The sequence below is a fragment of the Streptomyces sp. NPDC030809 genome (genome assembly GCF_055572195.1).
On record NZ_JBVIDV010000001.1, the window covers coordinates 372,312 to 391,922 of the forward strand.

Genomic DNA, 19,611 nt, shown 5'->3' on the forward strand with positions numbered 1-19,611 from the left:
GTCAGGCCCGGCGATCCTGCTCGGCGTCCGCGGCCGCCAGGACGCGGTCCAGCAACCCCGGGAACAGCTCGTCCAGTTCGGCCCGCCGCAGCCCGTTGAGCTTCGCCGTGCCCCGGTAGGTCTGGCGCAGCACCCCGCTCTCGCGCAGGACGCGGAAGTGGTGCGTGGTCGTCGACTTGGTGACGGGGAGGTCGAAGGCCGAACAGGCGAGCTCGTCCGCGGCCCCCGCGAGCCGGCGCACGATCGCCAGGCGCACCGGGTCGGAGAGTGCGTGCAGCACGCCTTCGAGGAGGATCTCGGCCCGCTCCGGGTGGGCGAGCGCGCGGTGGGCCGCCTGCTCGGTCATGTGCTCCCTCTCCGCTCGCTCGTGGCGGCCTGGGCCGCGTCCGTCGACCCCATCGTACGAGAATCCTCGTACTTCGATGACCATCGTAGTACGATGCCCATCGAACTTACCCGCCACCCCGGCGCGCCCAGCGCCGGGCGAGAACGGAGTCTCCCGTATGAGCGCCCTCTTCGAGCCCTGCACCCTGCGTTCGGTCACCGCGCCCAACCGGGCGTGGATGGCGCCGATGTGCCAGTACTCCGCGGCCCCGACCGGCGCGGCCGCGGGCGTGGCGCACGACTGGCACTTCGCCCACTACGCCGCTCGCGCCGCGGGCGGCACCGGCCTGATCCTCCAGGAGGCCACCGCCGTCTCCCCCGAGGGCCGCATCTCCCCCTACGACCTGGGGCTGTGGAACGACACCCAGGCCGAGGCGCTGCGCCGGATCACCTCCTTCGTGCGCGAGCAGGGCGCGGTCCCCGGGATCCAGCTCGGCCATGCCGGGCGCAAGGCGTCCACGGACCGGCTGTGGAAGGGCTCGCGGCCCCTCGGGCCGCAGGAGCACGGCTGGCGGCCGGTCGCCCCCAGCCCGGTGCCGTTCGACGAGGGCCACCAGACCCCGCAGGAGCTGACCACGGGCCAGATCACGGTCGTCGTGGAGCAGTTCGCGGCCGCCGCCCGCCGGGCCCTGGCGGCCGGGTTCCAGGTGGCCGAGGTGCACGGCGCGCACGGCTACCTGATCGGGGAGTTCCTCTCCCCGCACAGCAACCTCCGCACGGACGCGTACGGCGGCTCCTTCGAGAACCGCATCCGCTTCGCGCTGGAGGTGGTGGACGCCGTGCGCGCGGAGTGGCCCGACGAGCTGCCGCTGCTGTTCCGGATCTCCGCCACGGACTGGCTGCCGGAGGGCGGCTGGACCCCCGAGGACACCGTCCGCTTCGCGGGCCTGCTCCAGGAGCACGGGGTGGACCTGCTGGACGTCTCCAGCGGCGGCGGGGTGCCGCGCGCGCAGATCCCCGCCGGCCCCGGCTACCAGGTGCCCTTCGCGGCCCGGGTGAAGCGCGAGACCTCCCTGCCGGTGGGTGCGGTCGGCATGATCACCGAGCCGGTCCAGGCGGAGAAGATCCTCGCCGACGGGGAGGCCGACGTGGTCCTGCTGGGCCGGGAGCTGCTGCGCGACCCGTACTGGGCGCGCCGGGCCGCCCGCGAGCTCGGGGCGGAGATCCGCACGCCGGGCCAGTACGCCCGCGCCTGAGCCGCGAGCGTGACGGCAGGCCGGGCCTACTGCTCCACCGCCGCGTGCAGGGCGGCGGCTTCCGCGTGGAGGGCGGCCGCCAGGTCGTCCAGGTCGGGGACCGAGGCGGCATCGGCGACCAGGCCGAAGTGCACGGTTCCGCGGTAGGTGGAGACGGCCACGGCGAGGGACTGGCCGCAGGCCAGCGGGGCCAGCGGATAGACCTCGCGCAGGGCGCTGCCGGCCAGGGTGAGGGTGATCGGGGGCAGCGGCACGCTCGTGACGAGGATGTCGAACAGCAGCCGGGCGGCCTGGGCGACGAGCGGTCCGCCGAGCCGGTGGCCCAGCGGGGGCACGTGGTCGGCGAGCAGGGCCACGGCCCCGGCCCCGCGGTGCGGTCCGGCCTCCTTGTTGCGGTCCATCTCGGCGCGTACGGCGTCCAGCCGGGCCAGCGGGTCGGCCTCGGCGAGCGGGAGCCGCACGAGGTAGCCCGAGAGCCGGTTGCCGCCGCCGGGGCTGCCCGCCCTGCGGCGGCGCGAGACGGGGATCAGGGCCCGGGTGCCCGAGCCGTCCAGGGGCTCGCCGCGCTCCTCCAGCCAGCGCCGCAGGGCGCCCGCGACCACCGTGATGAGTACGTCGTTGACGGTGCCGCCGGCGGCCCGGCGGATCCGGTCCACCCGGTCCAGCCCGAGGGCGGTGCCGGCCACCGCCCGCCGGCCGGGATCCGCTCCGGTGCTGGTCAGGCCGTCGGGGACGCCGAAGGGCAGCCCCGCCAGGGCCACCGCGGCGCCGATCTCCAGGGCCTGGCCGAGGTCGTGGACGCGGGCCGCCACGGCGCCCGGCAGCCGCTTGAGGAGCGGGCGCCGGCGGCCGCCGGCCGGTGCGGCCGCGGTCCTCGGGCGCCGGACGCCCGGCCCGGCGGCGGGGGCCCCGGCGGCCTCGTCGAAGAGGGCGGCGGCCAGCGCGAGCGCCCCGAGCCCGTCGGCGAGGGCGTGGTGGAACTTGAACAGCACGGCGAAGGAGTCGCCGTCCCCCCGGGGGTCCTCCAGTACATGTGCCTCCCAGGGCGGCCGGCCGCGGTCCAGCGGGCGGGCCATCAGCTCTCCCGCGGCGGCGTGCGGCCCGGCCTCCCAGGCGGGGAGGAGGAACACGTGCCGTGCCGGGTCGAAGTCCGGGTCCGGGGCCCACGCGGCACCGCCGACCGGGATCAGCACGTCCTGGATGCGCCGGCGCAGCCGGTCCACCCCGGCGGCGCGGTCGGCCAGCTGCCGGGCGGCGCGGGCCGCGGCTCCGGGGCCGGCGGCGGTGAACACCCCCAGCGCGCCGAGGTGCATGGGATGTCCGGCGGACTCGATCCGCCAGAAGGCGAGGTCGAGCGGCGAGAGGTGTTCGACGGCCACGGTCCGAAGTCAACCCCCCTGCGCCACTTACGATCAAGTAACCGGCTCCGGCCGGTCGCAGTCGGCCATCACCGGTCGTTTCCGGACCCCGTGCGGCACCCCCGCCCCGCCCGCCGGGCCGTTGTCGGTGCCCGGGTGCAGAGTGGGACGACGGGGCCGCACGGCTGCGCGCGCTCCGCACCGATTCGGGACAACGACGTCCGGAGGTGTCGGCCATGACCGACGTCCTGCTCACCGTGGGCACCCGCAAGGGGCTCTTCCTCGGCCGCCGCAGGGGCGGCCGCTGGGAGTTCGACGGCCCGCACTTCAACGCCCAGGCGGTGTACGCCGTGGCCATCGACCGACGGGGACCGGTGCCCCGCCTGCTGGCGGCGGGCGACAGCGCGCACTGGGGCCCGTCGGTCTTCCACTCCGACGACCTGGGCGCGAGCTGGACCGAACCGGCCCGGCCGGCGGTGAAGTTCCCGGAGGACACCGGCGCCTCCCTGGAGCGGGTCTGGCAGCTCCACCCGGCCGGCCCGGCGGCCCCCGGCGTGGTCTACGCGGGCACCGAGCCGGCCGCGCTGTTCCGCTCCGAGGACGGCGGCGAGTCCTTCGAGCTGGTCCGGCCGCTGTGGGAGCACCCGACCCGGGACCGCTGGCAGCCGGGCGGCGGCGGGGAGGCGGTGCACACGGTGGTCACCGACCCGGCCGACCCGGACCTGGTCACCGTGGCGGTGTCGGCCGCCGGGGTGTTCCGCTCGCGCGACGGCGGAGCCGCCTGGTCCCCCTCGAACGACGGGGTCTCCGCGGTCTTCCTGCCCGACCCGCACCCGGAGTTCGGGCAGTGCGTGCACAAGATCGCCCAGGACGCGGGCGACACCGGCCGGCTCTACCTCCAGAACCACTGGGGGGTCTACCGCAGCGACGACGCCGGGGCGAAGTGGACCGACATCGGGGACGGCCTCCCCTCCGACTTCGGCTTCGCGGTGGCCGCCCACCCGCACCGCCCCGGCACGGCCTACGTGTTCCCGCTCAACGCGGACTCCGACCGGGTCCCCGCGGGCCGCCGCTGCCGTGTCTACCGCACCACGGACGCGGGGCGGAGCTGGGAGCCGCTCTCCCGCGGGCTGCCGGAGGGGGACCACTACGGCACGGTGCTGCGCGACGCCCTGTGCACCGACGACGCCGACCCGGCGGGCGTCTACTTCGGCAACCGCAACGGCGAGGTGTACGCGAGCGCCGACGACGGCGACACCTGGCAGCTGCTCGCCGAGCACCTCCCGGACGTCCTTTGCGTGCGCGCGGCCATGATCGGCCAGTAGAGTGACCCGGCATGGCACGACCACTCAACGAGATCGTCGAAGCAGGCTGGGCACGGGCGCTGGAGCCGGTCGCGGGGCAGATCGCCGCGATGGGCGACTTCCTGCGCGCCGAGATCGCGGCCGGACGCACGTACCTCCCGGCGGGGGCGAACGTGCTGCGCGCGTTCCAGCAGCCCTTCGACGAGGTCAGGGTGCTGATCGTCGGGCAGGACCCGTACCCCACCCCGGGGCACGCGGTGGGCCTGTCCTTCTCGGTCGCGCCCGAGGTGCACCCCGTACCCGGCAGCCTGGAGAACATCTTCCGGGAGATGCACAGCGACCTCGGACTGCCCCGGCCCGTGAACGGCGACCTCACCCCGTGGACCCGGCAGGGCGTGCTGCTGCTCAACCGCGCCCTGACCACCGCCCCGCGCAAGCCCGCCGCCCACCGGGGCAAGGGCTGGGAGGCCGTGACCGAGCAGGCGATCCGGGCGCTGGCCGCCCGCGGCAAGCCGCTGGTCTCCGTGCTGTGGGGCCGGGACGCGCGCAACCTGCGGCCGCTGCTGGGCGACCTGCCCGCGGTGGAGTCGGCGCACCCCTCCCCCATGTCCGCGGACCGGGGGTTCTTCGGCTCGCGCCCGTTCAGCCGGGCCAACGACCTGCTGCTGCGCCAGGGTGCACAGCCCGTGGACTGGCGCTTGCCGTCCGTTGATTGAAGCTTATCTGACATTCAACGGATAAATGCGGACAGATGCCGCCCGACTCCCCCCTGCCCGAACAGACGGTCCCGGAAAGCCAGTAGCATGCGGCGCCATGAGCTCCTCCACTGGGCCCGCTGGCCTGCCTGTACGAATGCCGCGACCCCGCCAGACCGGACGGCACCGCCGTCCGGAGCCCGCGGTGGCGCCCGAGGGTGCGCCCGCGCTGGTGCTGGCGGTGCCCGGTACCCCTTCCTCCGCCGCCCGCTCGCTCGCGGAGGAGACCCTGAGCATCGCCCGCTCGGAGCTGCCCGGCCTCGACGCCCGGGTCGGTTTCCTGGACGGTGACTCGGACACCGCCGACATCACGGCGGAGTTCCCGACGCTCCAGGCGGTGCTCGGCGCCGTCGCCGCCGAGCGCACGGCCCGCATCGAGTTCGCCCGGGCGGCCGGCCAGGAGGTCGCCGAGCCGCAGGGTCCCGACGCCGTCGTGGTCCCGCTGCTGGCCGGCCCGGACAACGGGCTGCTGCGCCGGATCCGCCAGGCGCTGATGGACAGCACGGCCGCCGCGGAGCTGACCGACGTGCTCGGCCCGCACCCGCTGCTCGCCGAGGCCCTGCACGTGCGGCTGTCCGAGGCCGGTCTGGCCCGCGCGGACCGCGCCCGCCTGTTCACCGTGGCCACCGCCGCGGACGGCATCATCCTGGGCACGGTCGGCGGCGAGGAGGCCGTGCAGACCGCCGGCATCACCGGCATGCTGCTGGCCGCCCGCCTCGCCGTTCCGGTCATGGCCGCCGCGCTGGACCAGGAGGGTTCGGTGGCCGCGGTCGCCGAGCAGCTGCGCGGTTCCGGCTCGGTGCAGCTCGCGCTGGCCCCGTACGTGATCGGCCCCGAGGCCGCGGAGGGCCTGCTCGACACCGCGTGCAAGGAGGCCGACTGCGCCACCGCCGAGGCGCTGGGCGCCTACCCGGCGATCGGCAAGCTCGCCGTGGAGAAGTACGCCGCGGCCCTGGGCCTGGCCCAGCCCGCGCAGGGCGCGCCGATCCGCTGACCCGCCGGTCCCGCGCCCGCTGCGCGCGTTCCGACGGAAGGGCCCGCCTCCCCGCCCGGGAGGCGGGCCCTTCCGCGTGTCAGTCCCGGCCGAAGACCACGCAGGAGGCGGCGGGCACCGCCACGCTGCCGGCCCGGACCGGCATCCCGGTCTCCGGGTCCACGTCGAACCAGGTGACGTCCCCGGACCGCTCGTTGGCCGCGTAGAGGCGCCGGCCCGACGGGTCGAGCGCGAGGTCCCGCGGCCAGTGGCCGCCGCAGTCCGCCGACCCGGCGGGGTGCACCTTCTCCCCGCCGGCGTCCAGGGCGAGCACGGCGATCGTGTCGGTCCCGCGCACCGCCGCCCACAGGTGCCGCCCGTCCTGTGCCGCCACGATGGCCGAGGGATAGGCCCGTACGCCCTCCTGGGGGCCTTCCGCGGCCACCGGAACCTCGTCGGCCACTTCCACCGCCCCGGCCTCCGCGTCCCACCGGCAGACGGTCACCGTGGGGGCGAGCTCGTTGAGCACGTAGAGCATCCGGCCGCCGGGGTGGAAGGCGAGGTGGCGCGGGCCCGAGCCGGGCCGCAGGGCGGCCTCGGAGTGCAGCCGCAGCCCGCCGGTCTCGGGGTCGAGGGCGCAGATGCGCAGGGAGTCGGTGCCGAGGTCCACGCTGAGCACCCAGCGGCCGCCGGGTGCCGGCACGACCTGGTGGGCGTGCGGGGCGCGCTGCCGGTCGGGGTCGGGCCCGGCACCCTCGTGGGCCAGCACCCGGGCCGGTCCGGCCAGGGCGCCGGCGGGGGTGCGGGCGAGGCTGCTGACGCTGCCGGAGCCGTAGTTGGCGGTCAGCAGCCGGCGGCCGGCCAGGCAGAGGTGGGTGGGGCCGGAGGCCGCCACGGGGACCGGCGGGCCGAGCGGCTCCGGCCCCGCCGCCGTGAGGGCGAAGGCGGCCGCGGCCCCGGAGTCGGCCTCGCTGACGGCGTAGAGGATCCCGGCGCGGGGATCGAGCGCCAGATAGGAGGGGTCGGCGAGGGCGTCGGTGGCCCCGGTGACGGTCAGGGCGCCGGTCCGCGGGTGGACGGCCGCGGTGGTGATGCCGCGGCCGCCGGCCGAGGTGAACGAGCCGATGTAGGCCCTGAGTCCGTGCTGCGCGTCCGGGACCGGCTCCCGGTCCCGGCCTTCGCTGCGCTCCCCACCGTGGTGCCGGCTCTGGTCCTGCACGGGTCCACCCCTCTCCCGACGGCCGCGTGGACGGTCCAGGCCGACCGTAGCAGGTCTAGACCACCACCGGGGCGGTTACCCGGCTTCCGCCAGCGGCGCCTGCCGCCGGACGGGGCAGGCCCCGACGCGGGCCGGCGCGATCACCGGGGGGCGCGGCTCCGGCAGGTCCGCCGCGGCCTGCTGCTCCGCGAGCGGGTCCTCCGCGGCCGGCTCCGGGAGCGGGTCCTCCCCCAGCCCGGCCCCGCGGGCCCGGGCGAGCGCCCCCGGGTGGTGGACGTACGCCGGGGTCTGCTCGGTGGTGTCGTAGGTGCGGTGGAAGACGGGGGTGGCGGCCCCGGACATCGGGGGCACGATCCAGGACCAGTCCGCCCCCACCACGCGCCCCCTGCGCTCCTCCCGCTCCAGGTGGGCCAGGAAGCGCCGGGACTCGGTGTGGTGGTCGGCGATGGTGACCCCGGCGCGGTCGAAGGAGTCGAGGACCGCCCGGTTCAGCTCCACCAGGGCCCGGTCCTTCCACAGGGAGCGGTCGCTGGAGGTGTCCAGTCCGAGCCTGCGCGCCACTTCGGGCAGCAGGTCGTACCGGTCGGTGTCGGCGAGGTTGCGGGCGCCGATCTCGGTGCCCATGTACCAGCCGTTGAAGGGGGCCGCCGGATACCGGACCCCGCCGATCTCCAGGGTCATGTTGGAGATGGCGGGTACCGCGTGCCAGCGCAGTCCCCAGTCGGCCCAGCCGTCCCCCTCGGGGTGCCGGACGGGCACTTCGAGCACGGTGTCCGGGGGCAGTTCGAACCAGCGCGGTTTGTCGTCGCAGCCCTGGACGACCAGGGGCAGGAGGTCGAAGGGGGTGCCCGGCCCGCCGGGCCAGCCGAGCCGCTGCACCCCCGCCGTGAACCCGTCGTTGCGCGGGTCGCCCAGGGGCCTGCCGTCCGGGCCGGTGCCGTAGCCCGCGTACCGGATCAGCTGCTCGTTCCAGATCACCGGGCCCGGCCGGCCGGGGATGTCGGGGGCGAACACGGTGATCGTGGGGCGGATCCGGCCGCCGTTGGTGGCCTCGCGCAGGTGCTCGAAGCAGGCCTCCGCGATCTCGTCCGCCCCGGTGAGTCCGCGTAAGTCGCGGACGCGCAGGGAGTTCCAGTAGAGCCTGCCGATACAGCGGTTGCTGTTGCGCCAGGCCACCCGGGCACCGTGGACGAGTTCCTCGGGGGTGTGCCGGTAGGTGCCCAGCACCCGTATCTCGTCCCGGACGTCGGCGAGCCGGGCCTCCACGTCCCCGGCTTCCGGATTCTCCCGGTGGTGGAGCCTGATGAACTCCTCCGCCGCCGCCCACACGCGTGCAGTCTTCGACCGCTGTTGCAGTGTTTCCATTCCGGTCGGCTACCCCCTGTCCGGTCCGGTCCACGCCGGACGTGCCGGATGAATGTGCTGGGAACAAGAGCCCGGTGCCCGCTGCCCCGGCTCAGGCTGGTACGAGCGGTGCCCCCGGGCTGGTGTGCAGGGGCTCCGCGAGCTCGGCGAGCGCCCGCTCCAGGTCCGCGAGGTGGACCAGGGCCGTCTCGGCGTGCGCCGGCTCCGCGGGTGCGGGCGCCGGCGCGGGGATGCGTACGACGGTCTCCCGCTCCAGCGGCACCGCGCGCCGGGCCACCAGGGCCTCCACCGCGTCCTCCACCCGGGCGCAGGCCCGGGCGAGCCGGGCGTCGTGCGAGGCGTCCGGGTCGGCGGCGACCGCGACGAGGCCGCGCACCTGGTGGGCGCAGTCGTCGAGCAGCTGGAGCACCTGCCGGGCGCGCGCCTTGCGGGCGCGCAGCGGGCTCAGCGGGTGCACCAGCGGGGCGAGCGCCATCCGGACGCGGGCGAGCAGGAGTTCCAGCTCGGCCGCGTGCGGGGCGGGGTCGGCCTCCGGGTCGCCGGCCAGCCGCCGGGCGCTGGCGGCGGTGCAGTGGCGTACGCAGTGCAGGGCGCGCTGGATCCAGGCGTCGTTGGCCGCGTGGGTGGTGACGGGGAGCACGAAGGCGACGGCGAGGGCGGCGCCGAGCGCGCCCACCGCGGTCTCTTCGAAGCGGAGGAGGAGCAGCCCGGGGTGGAGCACGCCGAGCAGCCCGTACAGGAGTCCGGCCATGACGGTCACGAAGAACATCATCCAGCTGTACGAGGGGGCGGCGGTGTAAAAAATGCCGAAAACGCACACGGCGACGAGGAATGCGGTAGGGGCGGGCGCGCCGTGCAGCGGAACCGCGATGAGGAGGCCGGCGGCGATCCCCACGAGGGTGCCCAGCACCCGCCGGAATCCGCGGACCAGGGTCTCGCCGCGGGAGGCGGTGTTGACGAAGATCCACCAGGCGGTGCCGACGGCCCAGTACCAGCGGTCCTCGGACAGCGCCTGCCCGACGGCGAGGGCGAAGGCGCAGGCGGCGGTGGCCTGGAAGGCCTGCCGGGTGGTGGGGCGGGCCAGTCCGCGGCCGGGCAGCGGGGGCGGGACGGCGGCGGGCGGGGTGCGGCGCTCGATCGGCCACAGCAGGAAGCGCACGGCGGCGGCAGCGGCGAGGGCGAGGCCCACGGCCGCGTAGAGCTCGGGGAGCTGGCCGGGGACGGCGTGCAGGAACTGCGTGACGAAGAACATCATGAACGCGAAGATGCCGAGCGCGTGGCCGCGGGCACCCCAGCGCCGGGCGTAGACCCCGCAGCAGACGACGGCGAGGAAGGCGGCGTCCCGGGCGAGCGGGACCCCGTGCAGGGTGGTGGCCAGCGCCAGCACCGGGAAGCCCGAGAGGGGCAGCAGGGCGGTGGTCAGGCGCTGGGCCGGCAGGCTCGCGTCCATGACCGTGAAGAGCGCGAGCAGTGCGGCGAGGCCGCCGGTGATCGACGCGGTGAGGGAGAGGCCGCAGAGTTCCGCCACGGCGACGGCCAGCCCCACGCCGACGACGGCGCGCAGCGAGTTCCTGAGTCTGAAACGCCCCGGGTCCGGAGCCACGAACATCCTCTTCACGGCGCTCGGCCGCCCCCTCGTGGTGCTGGTACGCCCTGCCGTGCCGCCCGGGGTGGGGGCGGTCCGGGCACGACGAAGGCACCGCGGTCCGCACGGCCTCGTCGCCGCACGGCGCTGCGGCGCCGAAAGTACATGGATATGACACAGATAAGCAGCCGGAGGGCGGGTGGCTCAACTCGGTGGCTGATGACTGGGCCATTGGCACAGAAATCCAGGGTGTCCTTCGGCCGGGCGGGGCCATCGGACCACGGCCGCCTGGCATGTCCGTTCTGGGCCGGTGGTCCGGGCGAAGGCCGGTTCGGCACTCCGTTGGTACAGTCTTCGCGCGGACCCGCGCACCCGAGGAGGCCATCGGACCATGGCGGTGGACGAGCTCGACACGCGCATCCTGCGCCTGCTCATCGAGCAGCCCCGGACCAGCGTGCGCGAGTACGCGCGGCAGCTGGGCATCGCGCGCGGCACCCTCCAGGCGCGGCTGGACCGGCTGGAGCGCACCGGGGTGATCACCGGCACCGGTCCGGTGCTGTCCCCCGCCGCGCTCGGCCATCCCGTCCTGGCCTTCGTCCACATCGAGGTCACGCAGGGGCACCTGGACGACGTGGGCGAGGCGCTCGCCGACGTGCCGGAGATCATCGAGGCCTTTTCGATCACCGGCGGGGGCGATCTGCTGACCCGGGTGGCCGCCCGGGACAACGCGCACCTGGAAGACGTCATCCAGCACCTGATCCGGCTCCCGGGGGTGGTGCGCACGCGCACGGAGGTGGCGCTGCGCGAGCGGGTGCCGCACCGGCTGCTGCCTCTGGTGGAGTCGGTGGGCCGGGCCGCGCGCAAGGCCTGAGATCCTGGACCGGGGAAGTGCATACCACCCTGTAACCCAGCAGAACGGGCCAAGCGGATGATCTCCGTCATATTCGACCTCGACGGCACTCTCGTGGACAGCGAGCCGAACTACTACGAGTCCGGCCGCCGGACCCTGGAGCGGCACGGAGTCGCCGGCTTCGGCTGGGAGGAGCACGCCCGCTTCATCGGCATCGGCACCCTGGAGACGCTGGAGATCCTGCGCGACCGGTACGCGATCGAGGCTCCGGTCGATCAGCTGCTGGCCGAGCAGAACGCCGCCTACCTGGAGCTGGCGCGGGCGGCCACGGAGGTGTTCCCGGAGATGCGCGCGCTCGTCGAACGGCTGCACGCCGACGGGGTCCCGATGGCCGTGGCCTCGGGCTCCTCGCGGGCGGCGATCGACGCGGTGCTGGCCGGGACCGGCCTGGACGCCCTGCTGACCACGGTGGTGTCGGCCGAGGAGGTGGCGCGCGGCAAGCCCGCGCCCGACGTGTTCCTGGAGGCCGCGCGCCGGCTGGGCGCCGATCCGGCCGACTGCGTGGTGCTGGAGGACGCGGCCCCGGGCGCCCGGGCGGCCCATGCGGCCGGAATGGGCTGCGTGGCGGTCCCGTACCTGGCGCAGGCCGCGGGCGACCCCGGGTTCGCGACCGCGGACCTGCTCTTCCCCGCGGGGCAGGCGGAGTTCGCGGCGGACGCGGTGTACACCTGGCTGGCCGAGCGGGGGCGCGTCCGGGCGGGGCTGCGGGGCGCCGGCCGGGAAGAGGGGGCGGCCGCGGCGAGTTAGTAGAACCGTGAACGATTTCGCGGTGCAGGCAACGGAAGCGGCGCAGGCGGTTCGGACCGCACCGGCGCCCGGCGGACCAGCGGAGCGCGAGGTGGACGTCGCCGTGATCGGCGCCGGGCAGGCGGGGCTCTCCGCCGCCTTCCACCTGAGGCGCAGCGGGTTCGAGCCGGGCCGGGACTTCGTGGTCCTGGACCATGCGCCCCGTCCGGGCGGGGCCTGGCAGTTCCGCTGGCCCACCCTCACGTACGCCAAGGTGCACGGCATGTACGCACTGCCCGGCATGGAGCTGACGGGCGCCGATCCCGAGCGGCCCTCCGCCGAGGTGATCGGGGAGTACTTCGCCGCGTACGAGGAGGTCTTCGGGCTGGACGTGCAGCGGCCCGTGGACGTGCGGGCGGTCCGGGAGGCCGGCGCCGGGCGGCTGCGGGTCGAGTCTTCGGCGGGCGTGTGGAGCGCACGGGCCGTGATCAGTGCCACCGGGACCTGGGACCGGCCGTTCTGGCCCCGCTACCCCGGCCAGGAGACCTTCCGGGGGCGGCAGCTGCACACCGCCGGGTACCGGGGGCCGCAGGACTTCGAGGGCGCCCGGGTGGTCGTGGTGGGCGGCGGCACCTCCGCCGTGCAGCACCTGCTGGAGATCGCCCCGGTGGCCGCCCGGACCACGTGGGTGACACGCCGCCCGCCGGTGTTCCGCGCGGGACCGTTCGGCGAGGCCGAGGGCCGCGCCGCGGTCGCGCGGGTCGAGGAGCGGGTGCGCCGGGGGCTGCCCCCGCAGAGCGTGGTGTCGGTGACCGGGCTGCCGCTCAGCGAGGCGGTGCGGGAGGGGCTGGCGAACGGGGTGCTGGAGCGGCTGCCCGTCTTCGACCGGATCACGGAGACCGGGGTGGCCTGGGCGGACGGGCGCACCGAGGAGGCGGACGTGATCCTGTGGGCCACCGGGTTCCGGGCCGCGGTGGACCACCTCGCGCCGCTGCGGCTGCGCGAGCCGGGCGGCGGGATCCGCGTGGACGGCACCCGCGCGGTGCGCGACGAGCGGGTCCACCTGGTGGGGTACGGGCCTTCGGCCAGCACCATCGGGGCGAACCGGGCCGGCCGGGCCGCGGTGCGCGACATCCGGCGGCTGCTGGCGGGCGAGCGGGTGGCCGCGGCCTGAGCGGTGCGAACGGACGGCCGCGGCCCGAGCGGTCCGAGCGGACGGCTCGGGCCGAGCGGGCGGGCCTCGCGAGCCGGCGGGCGCATCGGGCAGTGCGGGCGGCGGTCGGTCAGGCGGTCCGGGGGGCGGGCGCGTCAGGCGGTCCGGGGGGCCGGGGCCCCGGCCGGTGCGCGCCGCTGCTCCGCGCGCAGCCGGTTGAACTCGGCCACGTGCCGCTTGTGCTCCTCGTACGTGGCGGAGAAGCGCGTGTCCCCCGGCTTCACGGTGACGAAGAACAGCCAGTTCCCGGGGGTGGGGTGGACCGCGGCGCGCAGCGCGTCCAGGCCGGGGCTGGCAATCGGGGTGGGCGGCAGGCCCTGCCGCCGGTAGGTGTTGAACGGGCTGTCGATCCGGGTCTCGGCGAGGCTCGTGTCCACTGTCCTGCGGTCGAGGGCGTAGTGGAGGGTCGAGTCCATCTGGAGCGGCATGGACCGGGCCAGCCGGTTGTGCACCACGCGCGCCACCTTGCCCATGTCGGCGGGGGTGTCCGCCTCGGCCTGGACGATGCTGGCCAGGGTGGCGGTCTGGTACGGGGTCATGCCGTGCGACCGGGCGGCCTCGGCGAGGGTGCGGGCGGTGAGGGCGCGGTTGGCGGTGTCCACCATGTAGGCCAGCAGTCCGGCGGCCGTGCTCTCGGAGGTCACCGGGTAGGTCGCGGGGAAGAGGTAGCCCTCGGGGTTGCCCTTGGCCTCGGCGGGCAGCGCGAGGCCGGCCGAGGCCGCGGCGGCCTTCGCCGTGCCGGGCCTGAGCTTCAGCGTGCGGTCGAGTGCCGCGTACACCTGGGCGGCCCGCCAGCCCTCGGGGACCAGCAGCCTGCGCGGCTGCTCGCGCTTCGGAGCCTCCCCCGGCAGCAGCACGGGCACCAGCAGCAGGGCCGCGCCGAGGGCGAGGAGGGTGCCGATCAGCACCGCGAGCCGCCCTCGGCGGGTGAGTCTGGGCCGGCCGCGCGCGGGCCGGCGCTCGGGGCGGTACGCATGTCGCATGCGGGCACGCTAGCCGGGCATTCAGCCCATAACGGGCATCCCTCCGGTGCGGCGATCATACGGTCACACTTTTACGGGATCCCCTGTCACCCGCCCGGCCCACCGGTGGGGCGCTCAGCCCGCCGCAGTGGGCGCAGCGGCGGGTGCGGCGGCGGGCGCGAGCTCGGCGTCCCGGCGTACCAGCGCCGCGTAGCGGCCGTCCGCCCGCATCAACTCCTCATGGGTGCCCCGCTCGGCAATTCGGCCCGCATGCAGCACCACGATCTGGTCGGCGTCCCGGACGGTGGACAGGCGGTGCGCGATGGTGATGGTGGTGCGGCCCGCCGACAGGGCGTCGATGGCCTGCTGCACGGCCTGTTCGGTCCGGGTGTCCAGGGCACTGGTGGCCTCGTCGAGGATCAGCACCGGCGGATCGCGCAGGATCGTCCGGGCGATGGCAAGGCGCTGCTTCTCACCGCCGGAGAACCGGTAGCCCCGCTCGCCGACGAGGGTGTCGTACCCGTCGGGCAGGGACTCGATGTGGTCGTGGATCTGGGCGGCCCGGGCGGCCTGGGCTATCTCCTCGTCGGTGGCGTCCGGCTTGGCGAAGCGCAGGTTGTCGGCCACCGAGGCGTGGAACAGGTAGGTCTCCTGGGAGACCACGCCCACGGACCGGGCCAGGGAGTCGAAGTCCAGGTCGCGCACGTCGGTCCCGTCGAGGGTCACGCGGCCGCCCGTCACGTCGTACAGCCGGGGCACGAGGTAGCTCAGCGTGCTCTTGCCGGAGCCCGAGGCGCCGACCACGGCGAGGGAGCCCCCGGCCGGGACGGTCAGGTCGATCCCCGACAGGGTGGGGCGCCCGGCCCCGCCCTTCCCCTCGTACGCGAAGTCCACCGCCTCGAAACGCACCTCGCCCTTGGCCTCGTCCAGTCGCACCGGGTCGGGGCGCTCGGTGATCTCCACCGGCAGGTCCAGGTACTCGAAGATGCGGGCGAAGAGGGCGAGGGAGGTCTGGATCTGCACGCCCGTGGACAGCAGGCTCACGGCGGGCCGGAACAGGCCCTGCTGGAGGCTGACGAAGGCGACGAGGGTACCCACGGACAGGGCCGGCGCACCGGACTGGAGGGCCAGGCCCGCCGCCCAGTAGATGAGCGCCGGCATGGCGGCCATGACGATGCCGATGGTGGACATCCGCCACCGGCCGGCCATGCTGGAGCGCACCTCCAGGTCCACCAGCTTCTCGGACTCGCGGGCGAAGGAGCTGGTGAGGGAGTCGGCCCGGCCCATGGTGCGGCCGAGCAGGATGCCGCTCACGGAGAGGGACTCGGTGACCGTCGCGGCCATGGCGGCCATCTGCTTCTGCCGCTGGGTGGTGATCTTCTTGCGTTCGCGGCCGACCCGGCGGCTGATCCACACGAAGACCGGCAGCAGGAGCAGGGAGACCAGGGTGAGCCGCCAGTCCAGGGCCAGCATCGCGACCACGGTGGCGACCACCGCGGTGAGGTTGGAGACCAGGGAGGTGGCGGTGGAGGTCACGGTGGCCTGCATGCCGCCGATGTCGTTGGCGATGCGGGACTGCACCTCGCCGGTCCGGGTGCGGGTGAAGAAGGCCAGCGGCATGCGCTGGAGCTGCGCGTAGACGGCGGTCCGCAGGTCGTGCATGACGCGCTGGCCGACCGTGGTGGAGATCAGCGTCTGGAGCACGCCGAAGACGCTGGTGACCACCGCGGTGAGGATCATGCCGAGCGCGAGCAGGCTGAGCAGCCCGGTGCGGCCCTCGGGGATCGCGGTGTCGAGGATCTCCTTGAGCAGGAACGGCGAGGCCACCCCGACCAGCGAGGAGGCGGCCACGAGCAGCCCGACCAGCGCGAGCCGGCCGCGGTAGGGCCGGAAGAGCCGCACGATGCGGCGCAGCTCGCGGGGCTGTTCGGCCGGGACCGGCCGGGTGGGGTCGAGGGGTTGGGGCGAAGGGGTCCAGTCGGGTCCTTCGGGACGCATGCGCCTCCTCCGATGCGGGACGGCAGGGCGGACGACTCCGTCCGGCCGCAGTGAGCCTAGCTCATTGTTACCTATGTTCACAATGAACTGCATCCTGATATCGTTCGCGGCATGACCACCGCCTCCAGCCCGGCTCCCGCCCCGCCGCCCGCCGGCGGCCCGGCGGCCGACCCCGACGGGCTCCTGGCCGAGCAGCTCCTGCGCCTCACCCGCCGGCTGCACCGCATCCAGAAGAGGCAGCTGGAGCCGCTCGGGATCACCCCGGCCCAGTCCCGGCTGCTGCGCACGGTGGCCCACTACGAGCAGCCGCCGCGGATGGCGGACCTCGCGGCCCGGCTGGAAGTGGTCCCGCGGGCCGTCACCAGCCTCGTCGACGGCCTGGAGGCGGCCGGCTGCGTGCGCCGCGCGCCCGATCCCGCCAACCGCCGGGTGGTCCGCATCGAGCTCACCGGCACCGGGCGCGCCACGCTGCGGCAGCTGCGGAGCGCGCGCCGGGAGGCGGCAGAGGAGATCCTTGCTCCGTTGACCCCCGATCAGCGCGAGGTGCTCGGCGGTCTGCTGACCGCTCTGGCCGAGGGGCCCGAGCTCCGCTGCTGAGAAGGTGAGGGGCCCGACATGCCGCTGCTGGAGCCGAAGCCCGGAGCCCTGCGGCCGCGGCCCCCGGCCGGCCCCTCGCCCGACCGGGTGCCCGGGCACCGCGCGCAGGGCACCCCCGAGGCGCTGCGCGCGGACCTGGCGGCCCTGCTGGGACCCGGGAAGGTCCTTTCGAAGGTCTCCGACCTGGTGCGGTACGCCTCCGACGCCTCGCCGTACCGGTTCGTGCCCCAGGTGGTCGTCGTGGCCGAGGACATCGACGACGTCTCCGCGGTCCTGTCGTACGCGCGCGGACGGCAGCGCGAGGTGGTCTTCCGGGCCGCCGGCACCTCGCTCAACGGGCAGGCCCAGGGCGAGGACGTCCTGGTGGACGTGCGGCGCCACTGGGCCGGGGTCGAGATCGAGGAGGACGGGCTGCGGGTGCGGGTCCGACCGGGCACCACCGTCGCCCGGGTGAACGCCGCGCTGGCCCGGTACGGCCGGGTGCTCGGCCCCGATCCGGCCAGCGCGGCCGCGTGCACCGTCGGCGGGGTGGTCGCGAACAACTCCTCCGGCATGACGGCGGGCACCACCCGCAACGCGTACCGGACCGTCTCCTCGCTCACCTTCGTGCTGCCCGGCGGCACGGTGGTGGACACCGCCGACCCGCTGGCCGACGAGGAGCTGGCGCGGGCCGAACCGGCCCTGTGCGCAGGGCTGCTGGAGGTGAAGCGGCAGATCGAGGAGGACCCGGCGCTGACCGCCCGGATCCGCGCCAAGCACGAGATCAAGAACACGAACGGCTACCGGCTGGACGCCTATCTCGACGGGGTGACCCCGGTGGAGATCCTGCGCGGGCTGATGGTCGGCTCCGAGGGCACCTTCGGCTTCATCTCCGAGGTGGTCTTCGACACCCTGCCGCTGGACCGGTGGGCCTGCGCCGGCCTGCTCTTCTTCCCCTCGCTGCCCGCGGCGGCGGCCGCGGTGCCGCGGTTCAACGAGGCCGGCGCGCTCGCCGTGGAGCTGATGGACGGCAACACCCTGCGGGCCTCCGTCAGGGTCCCGGGGGTGCCGGCGGACTGGGCCGGGCTGCCCGGGGACACCGCCGCCCTGCTCGTGGAGTTCCGCGCACCGGACGAGGCGGCGCTGGCGGAGTACGAGCGCCGGGCCGCCGAGGTGACCGCCGGCCTGGAACCGACCGCGCCGGTGCCCTCGGTGACCAATGCCTTCACGCGGGACGCGGCGGAGATCGCCGGGTACTGGAAGGCCCGCAAGGCCTTCGTGACCGCCGTCGGCGGTGCCCGGGCCCCGGGCACCACCCTGATCACGGAGGACTTCGCGGTGCCGCCGGGGCGGCTGGCGGAGGCCTCCGCGGCCCTGCTGGAGCTCCAGGCGGAGCACGGGTTCGACGCGGCGGTGGCCGGCCACGCGGCCCACGGCAACCTGCACTTCCTGCTGGCCTTCGATGCGGCGAAGCCCGCCGACGTGGCCCGCTACGCGGCCTTCATGGACGCCTTCTGCCGGCTCACCGTGGAGCGGTTCGACGGCTCGCTGAAGGCCGAGCACGCCACCGGCCGCAACCTCGCGCCCTACCTGGAACTGGAGTGGGGCCCGAAAGCCACGGAACTCATGTGGCGCACCAAGCAGATCATCGACCCGGACGGGGTGCTGGCTCCGCGGATCGTGCTCGACCGCGACCCGCAGGCCCACCTGCGCGGGCTCAAGACCATCCCGCAGGTGGAAGCGGTCGCCGACGCGTGCATCGAGTGCGGTTTCTGCGAACCGGTCTGCCCCAGCCGGGACCTGACGACCACTCCGCGCCAGCGCATCGTGCTGCGCCGCGAGATGATGCGCCAGCAGCCCGGCTCCCCGGTCCTGGACCGGCTGCTGGAGTCCTACGCGTACGACGCGGTGGACACCTGCGCCGGTGACTCCTCCTGCCGGGCGGCCTGTCCGGTCGGCATCGACACCGGCGCCCTGATGAAGGAGTTCCGCCACCGCCGGCACGGCCCCCGGGAGGAGCGGATCGCCGCCGCGGCGGCCCGCCGCTTCAAGGCCGCCGAGACCTCGGCACGGCTGGCAGTCGCCGCCGCCGGCCGGATCGGCGCGCTGCTCGGGGACGCCCCGCTGCGGGCGGCCACGGCCGCGGCGCGCAAGGCCGTACGTCCCGACCTGCTGCCGCAGTGGCTGCCGGAGATCCCGGGGGCGGCGCCCGGGACCCTTCCCCCGACCGAGCGGGTCGGGGCGGCGGCCGTGTACTACCCGGCATGCGTCAACCGCATCTTCGGCGGGCCGCGGGGCGGGGAGCGGCCCTCGCTGCCCGAGGCGGTCGTGGCGGTCTCGGCCCGGGCCGGGCGGCCGGTGTGGATCCCCCCGGACGTTTCCGGCACCTGCTGCGCGACCATCTGGCACTCCAAGGGGTACGAGGAGGGGAACCGGGTGATGGCGAACCGGATCGTCGAGGCCGCCTGGGGCTGGACCGCGGGCGGGCGGCTGCCGCTGGTGGTGGACGCCTCCTCGTGCACGCTCGGCCTCGCGCAGGAGGTGGTGCCGTACCTGAGCGGGGACAACCGGGCGCTGCACGCCGAACTGACCGTGGTGGACTCGGTGGTGTGGGCGGCCGAGGAGCTGCTGCCGCGGCTCGACGTGCTGCGGCGGGTCGGTTCGGCGGCCTTGCACCCGACCTGCTCGACGCTCCGCCTCGGGGACGAGGGCAGCCTGCGGGCCGTGGCCGCGGCCTGCGCGGAGGAGGTCTTCGTTCCGGACGAGGCGGGATGCTGTGCGTTCGCCGGGGACCGCGGGATGCTGCACCCGGAGCTGACGGCCGCGGCCACCGCGCGTGAGGCGGCGGAGGTGACGGCCCGTCCGTTCGACGCGCACCTCAGCGCGAACCGGATGTGCGAGGTGGGCATGGACCGGGCCACCGGGCGCAGTTACCACTCGGTGCTGCTGGAGCTGGAGCGGGCGACCCGGCCGTGAACCCGCAGGCCGGGTGAGGGGCCGTCCGGACGGGACGGCGGCCGCCGGAAAATCGATTGCACCGGATCTCTCCGGAAGGCGACGCTTGCACGGTTTGGACCACTCACCGAG

At 75.3% G+C, this 19,611-nt stretch carries 16 protein-coding genes; 9 read left to right on the top strand and 7 right to left on the bottom strand.

Translation table 11 applies throughout. The features are described 5' to 3' along the window. Position 1: 1 nt before the first annotated feature. Positions 2-346 (bottom strand): ArsR/SmtB family transcription factor, encoded by a 345-nt coding sequence (locus ACZ407_RS01610; RefSeq protein ID WP_468124588.1) that lies wholly within the window; start codon positions 344-346, stop codon positions 2-4. A gap of 157 nt (positions 347-503) precedes the next feature. Here ACZ407_RS01610 and ACZ407_RS01615 point away from each other — a divergent pair, with 157 nt between their 5' ends. Beyond that, positions 504-1,580 carry an NADH:flavin oxidoreductase/NADH oxidase gene (locus tag ACZ407_RS01615; RefSeq protein ID WP_468124589.1) on the top strand — a complete coding sequence of 359 codons (1,077 nt, stop codon included), beginning with the start codon at positions 504-506 and terminating at the stop codon, positions 1,578-1,580. Between the two features lie 26 nt (positions 1,581-1,606). On the opposite strand, the gene ACZ407_RS01620 is transcribed toward ACZ407_RS01615, so the two are convergent. Then, complete coding sequence (locus ACZ407_RS01620; RefSeq protein ID WP_468124590.1) at positions 1,607-2,959, bottom strand: wax ester/triacylglycerol synthase family O-acyltransferase; 1,353 nt, start codon at positions 2,957-2,959, stop codon at positions 1,607-1,609. A gap of 215 nt (positions 2,960-3,174) precedes the next feature. On the opposite strand from ACZ407_RS01620, the gene ACZ407_RS01625 reads away from it, so the two are divergent. The 3 genes from ACZ407_RS01625 (at position 3,175) to ACZ407_RS01635 (ending at position 5,991) form a co-directional block, all read left to right on the top strand. Then, positions 3,175-4,263, top strand: coding sequence for a WD40/YVTN/BNR-like repeat-containing protein (locus ACZ407_RS01625; protein ID WP_468124592.1), 1,089 nt, complete (start codon positions 3,175-3,177; stop codon positions 4,261-4,263). A gap of 11 nt (positions 4,264-4,274) precedes the next feature. After that, positions 4,275-4,958: a uracil-DNA glycosylase gene (locus ACZ407_RS01630; protein ID WP_468124594.1), complete on the top strand. Its 684-nt coding sequence runs from the start codon at positions 4,275-4,277 to the stop codon at positions 4,956-4,958. Between the two features lie 97 nt (positions 4,959-5,055). Beyond that, entirely contained in the window at positions 5,056-5,991 is a 936-nt protein-coding gene (locus tag ACZ407_RS01635) for a sirohydrochlorin chelatase (RefSeq protein ID WP_468124595.1), read from the top strand. A gap of 79 nt (positions 5,992-6,070) precedes the next feature. Here the strand turns inward: ACZ407_RS01635 and ACZ407_RS01640 are convergent, their stop codons facing one another. The 3 genes from ACZ407_RS01640 to ACZ407_RS01650 all read right to left on the bottom strand — a co-directional run bounded on the left by ACZ407_RS01640 (position 6,071) and on the right by ACZ407_RS01650 (position 10,163). Beyond that, entirely contained in the window at positions 6,071-7,096 is a 1,026-nt protein-coding gene (locus ACZ407_RS01640) for a lactonase family protein (protein ID WP_468124904.1), read from the bottom strand. Between the two features lie 168 nt (positions 7,097-7,264). Further along, complete coding sequence (locus tag ACZ407_RS01645; RefSeq protein ID WP_468124597.1) at positions 7,265-8,554, bottom strand: nitric oxide synthase oxygenase; 1,290 nt, start codon at positions 8,552-8,554, stop codon at positions 7,265-7,267. 91 nt (positions 8,555-8,645) lie between these two features. After that, a complete protein-coding gene (locus ACZ407_RS01650) occupies positions 8,646-10,163 on the bottom strand; it encodes an FUSC family protein (protein ID WP_468124905.1) in 1,518 nt (505 codons plus the stop codon). A gap of 367 nt (positions 10,164-10,530) precedes the next feature. Here ACZ407_RS01650 and ACZ407_RS01655 point away from each other — a divergent pair, with 367 nt between their 5' ends. The 3 genes from ACZ407_RS01655 to ACZ407_RS01665 all read left to right on the top strand — a co-directional run bounded on the left by ACZ407_RS01655 (position 10,531) and on the right by ACZ407_RS01665 (position 12,949). Further along, entirely contained in the window at positions 10,531-11,010 is a 480-nt protein-coding gene (locus tag ACZ407_RS01655) for an Lrp/AsnC family transcriptional regulator (RefSeq protein ID WP_468124599.1), read from the top strand. A gap of 57 nt (positions 11,011-11,067) precedes the next feature. Next, positions 11,068-11,796, top strand: coding sequence for an HAD family hydrolase (locus ACZ407_RS01660; RefSeq protein ID WP_468124600.1), 729 nt, complete (start codon positions 11,068-11,070; stop codon positions 11,794-11,796). Between the two features lie 91 nt (positions 11,797-11,887). Continuing rightward, positions 11,888-12,949, top strand: a complete 1,062-nt coding sequence (locus ACZ407_RS01665; protein ID WP_468124602.1) for an NAD(P)-binding domain-containing protein — start codon at positions 11,888-11,890, stop codon at positions 12,947-12,949. 134 nt (positions 12,950-13,083) lie between these two features. On the opposite strand, the gene mltG is transcribed toward ACZ407_RS01665, so the two are convergent. Further along, positions 13,084-13,971, bottom strand: a complete 888-nt coding sequence (gene mltG / locus ACZ407_RS01670; protein WP_468124604.1) for an endolytic transglycosylase MltG — start codon at positions 13,969-13,971, stop codon at positions 13,084-13,086. A 114-nt stretch (positions 13,972-14,085) separates the two neighbouring features. Beyond that, positions 14,086-15,948: an ABC transporter ATP-binding protein gene (locus ACZ407_RS01675; protein WP_468124605.1), complete on the bottom strand. Its 1,863-nt coding sequence runs from the start codon at positions 15,946-15,948 to the stop codon at positions 14,086-14,088. Between the two features lie 111 nt (positions 15,949-16,059). On the opposite strand from ACZ407_RS01675, the gene ACZ407_RS01680 reads away from it, so the two are divergent. Then, a complete protein-coding gene (locus tag ACZ407_RS01680; RefSeq protein WP_468124607.1) occupies positions 16,060-16,545 on the top strand; it encodes a MarR family winged helix-turn-helix transcriptional regulator in 486 nt (161 codons plus the stop codon). An 18-nt stretch (positions 16,546-16,563) separates the two neighbouring features. Continuing rightward, on the top strand, positions 16,564-19,500 hold the full coding sequence (locus tag ACZ407_RS01685; RefSeq protein ID WP_468124608.1) for an FAD-binding and (Fe-S)-binding domain-containing protein: 2,937 nt from the start codon (positions 16,564-16,566) through the stop codon (positions 19,498-19,500). The last annotated feature ends 111 nt before the right edge of the window (positions 19,501-19,611 follow it).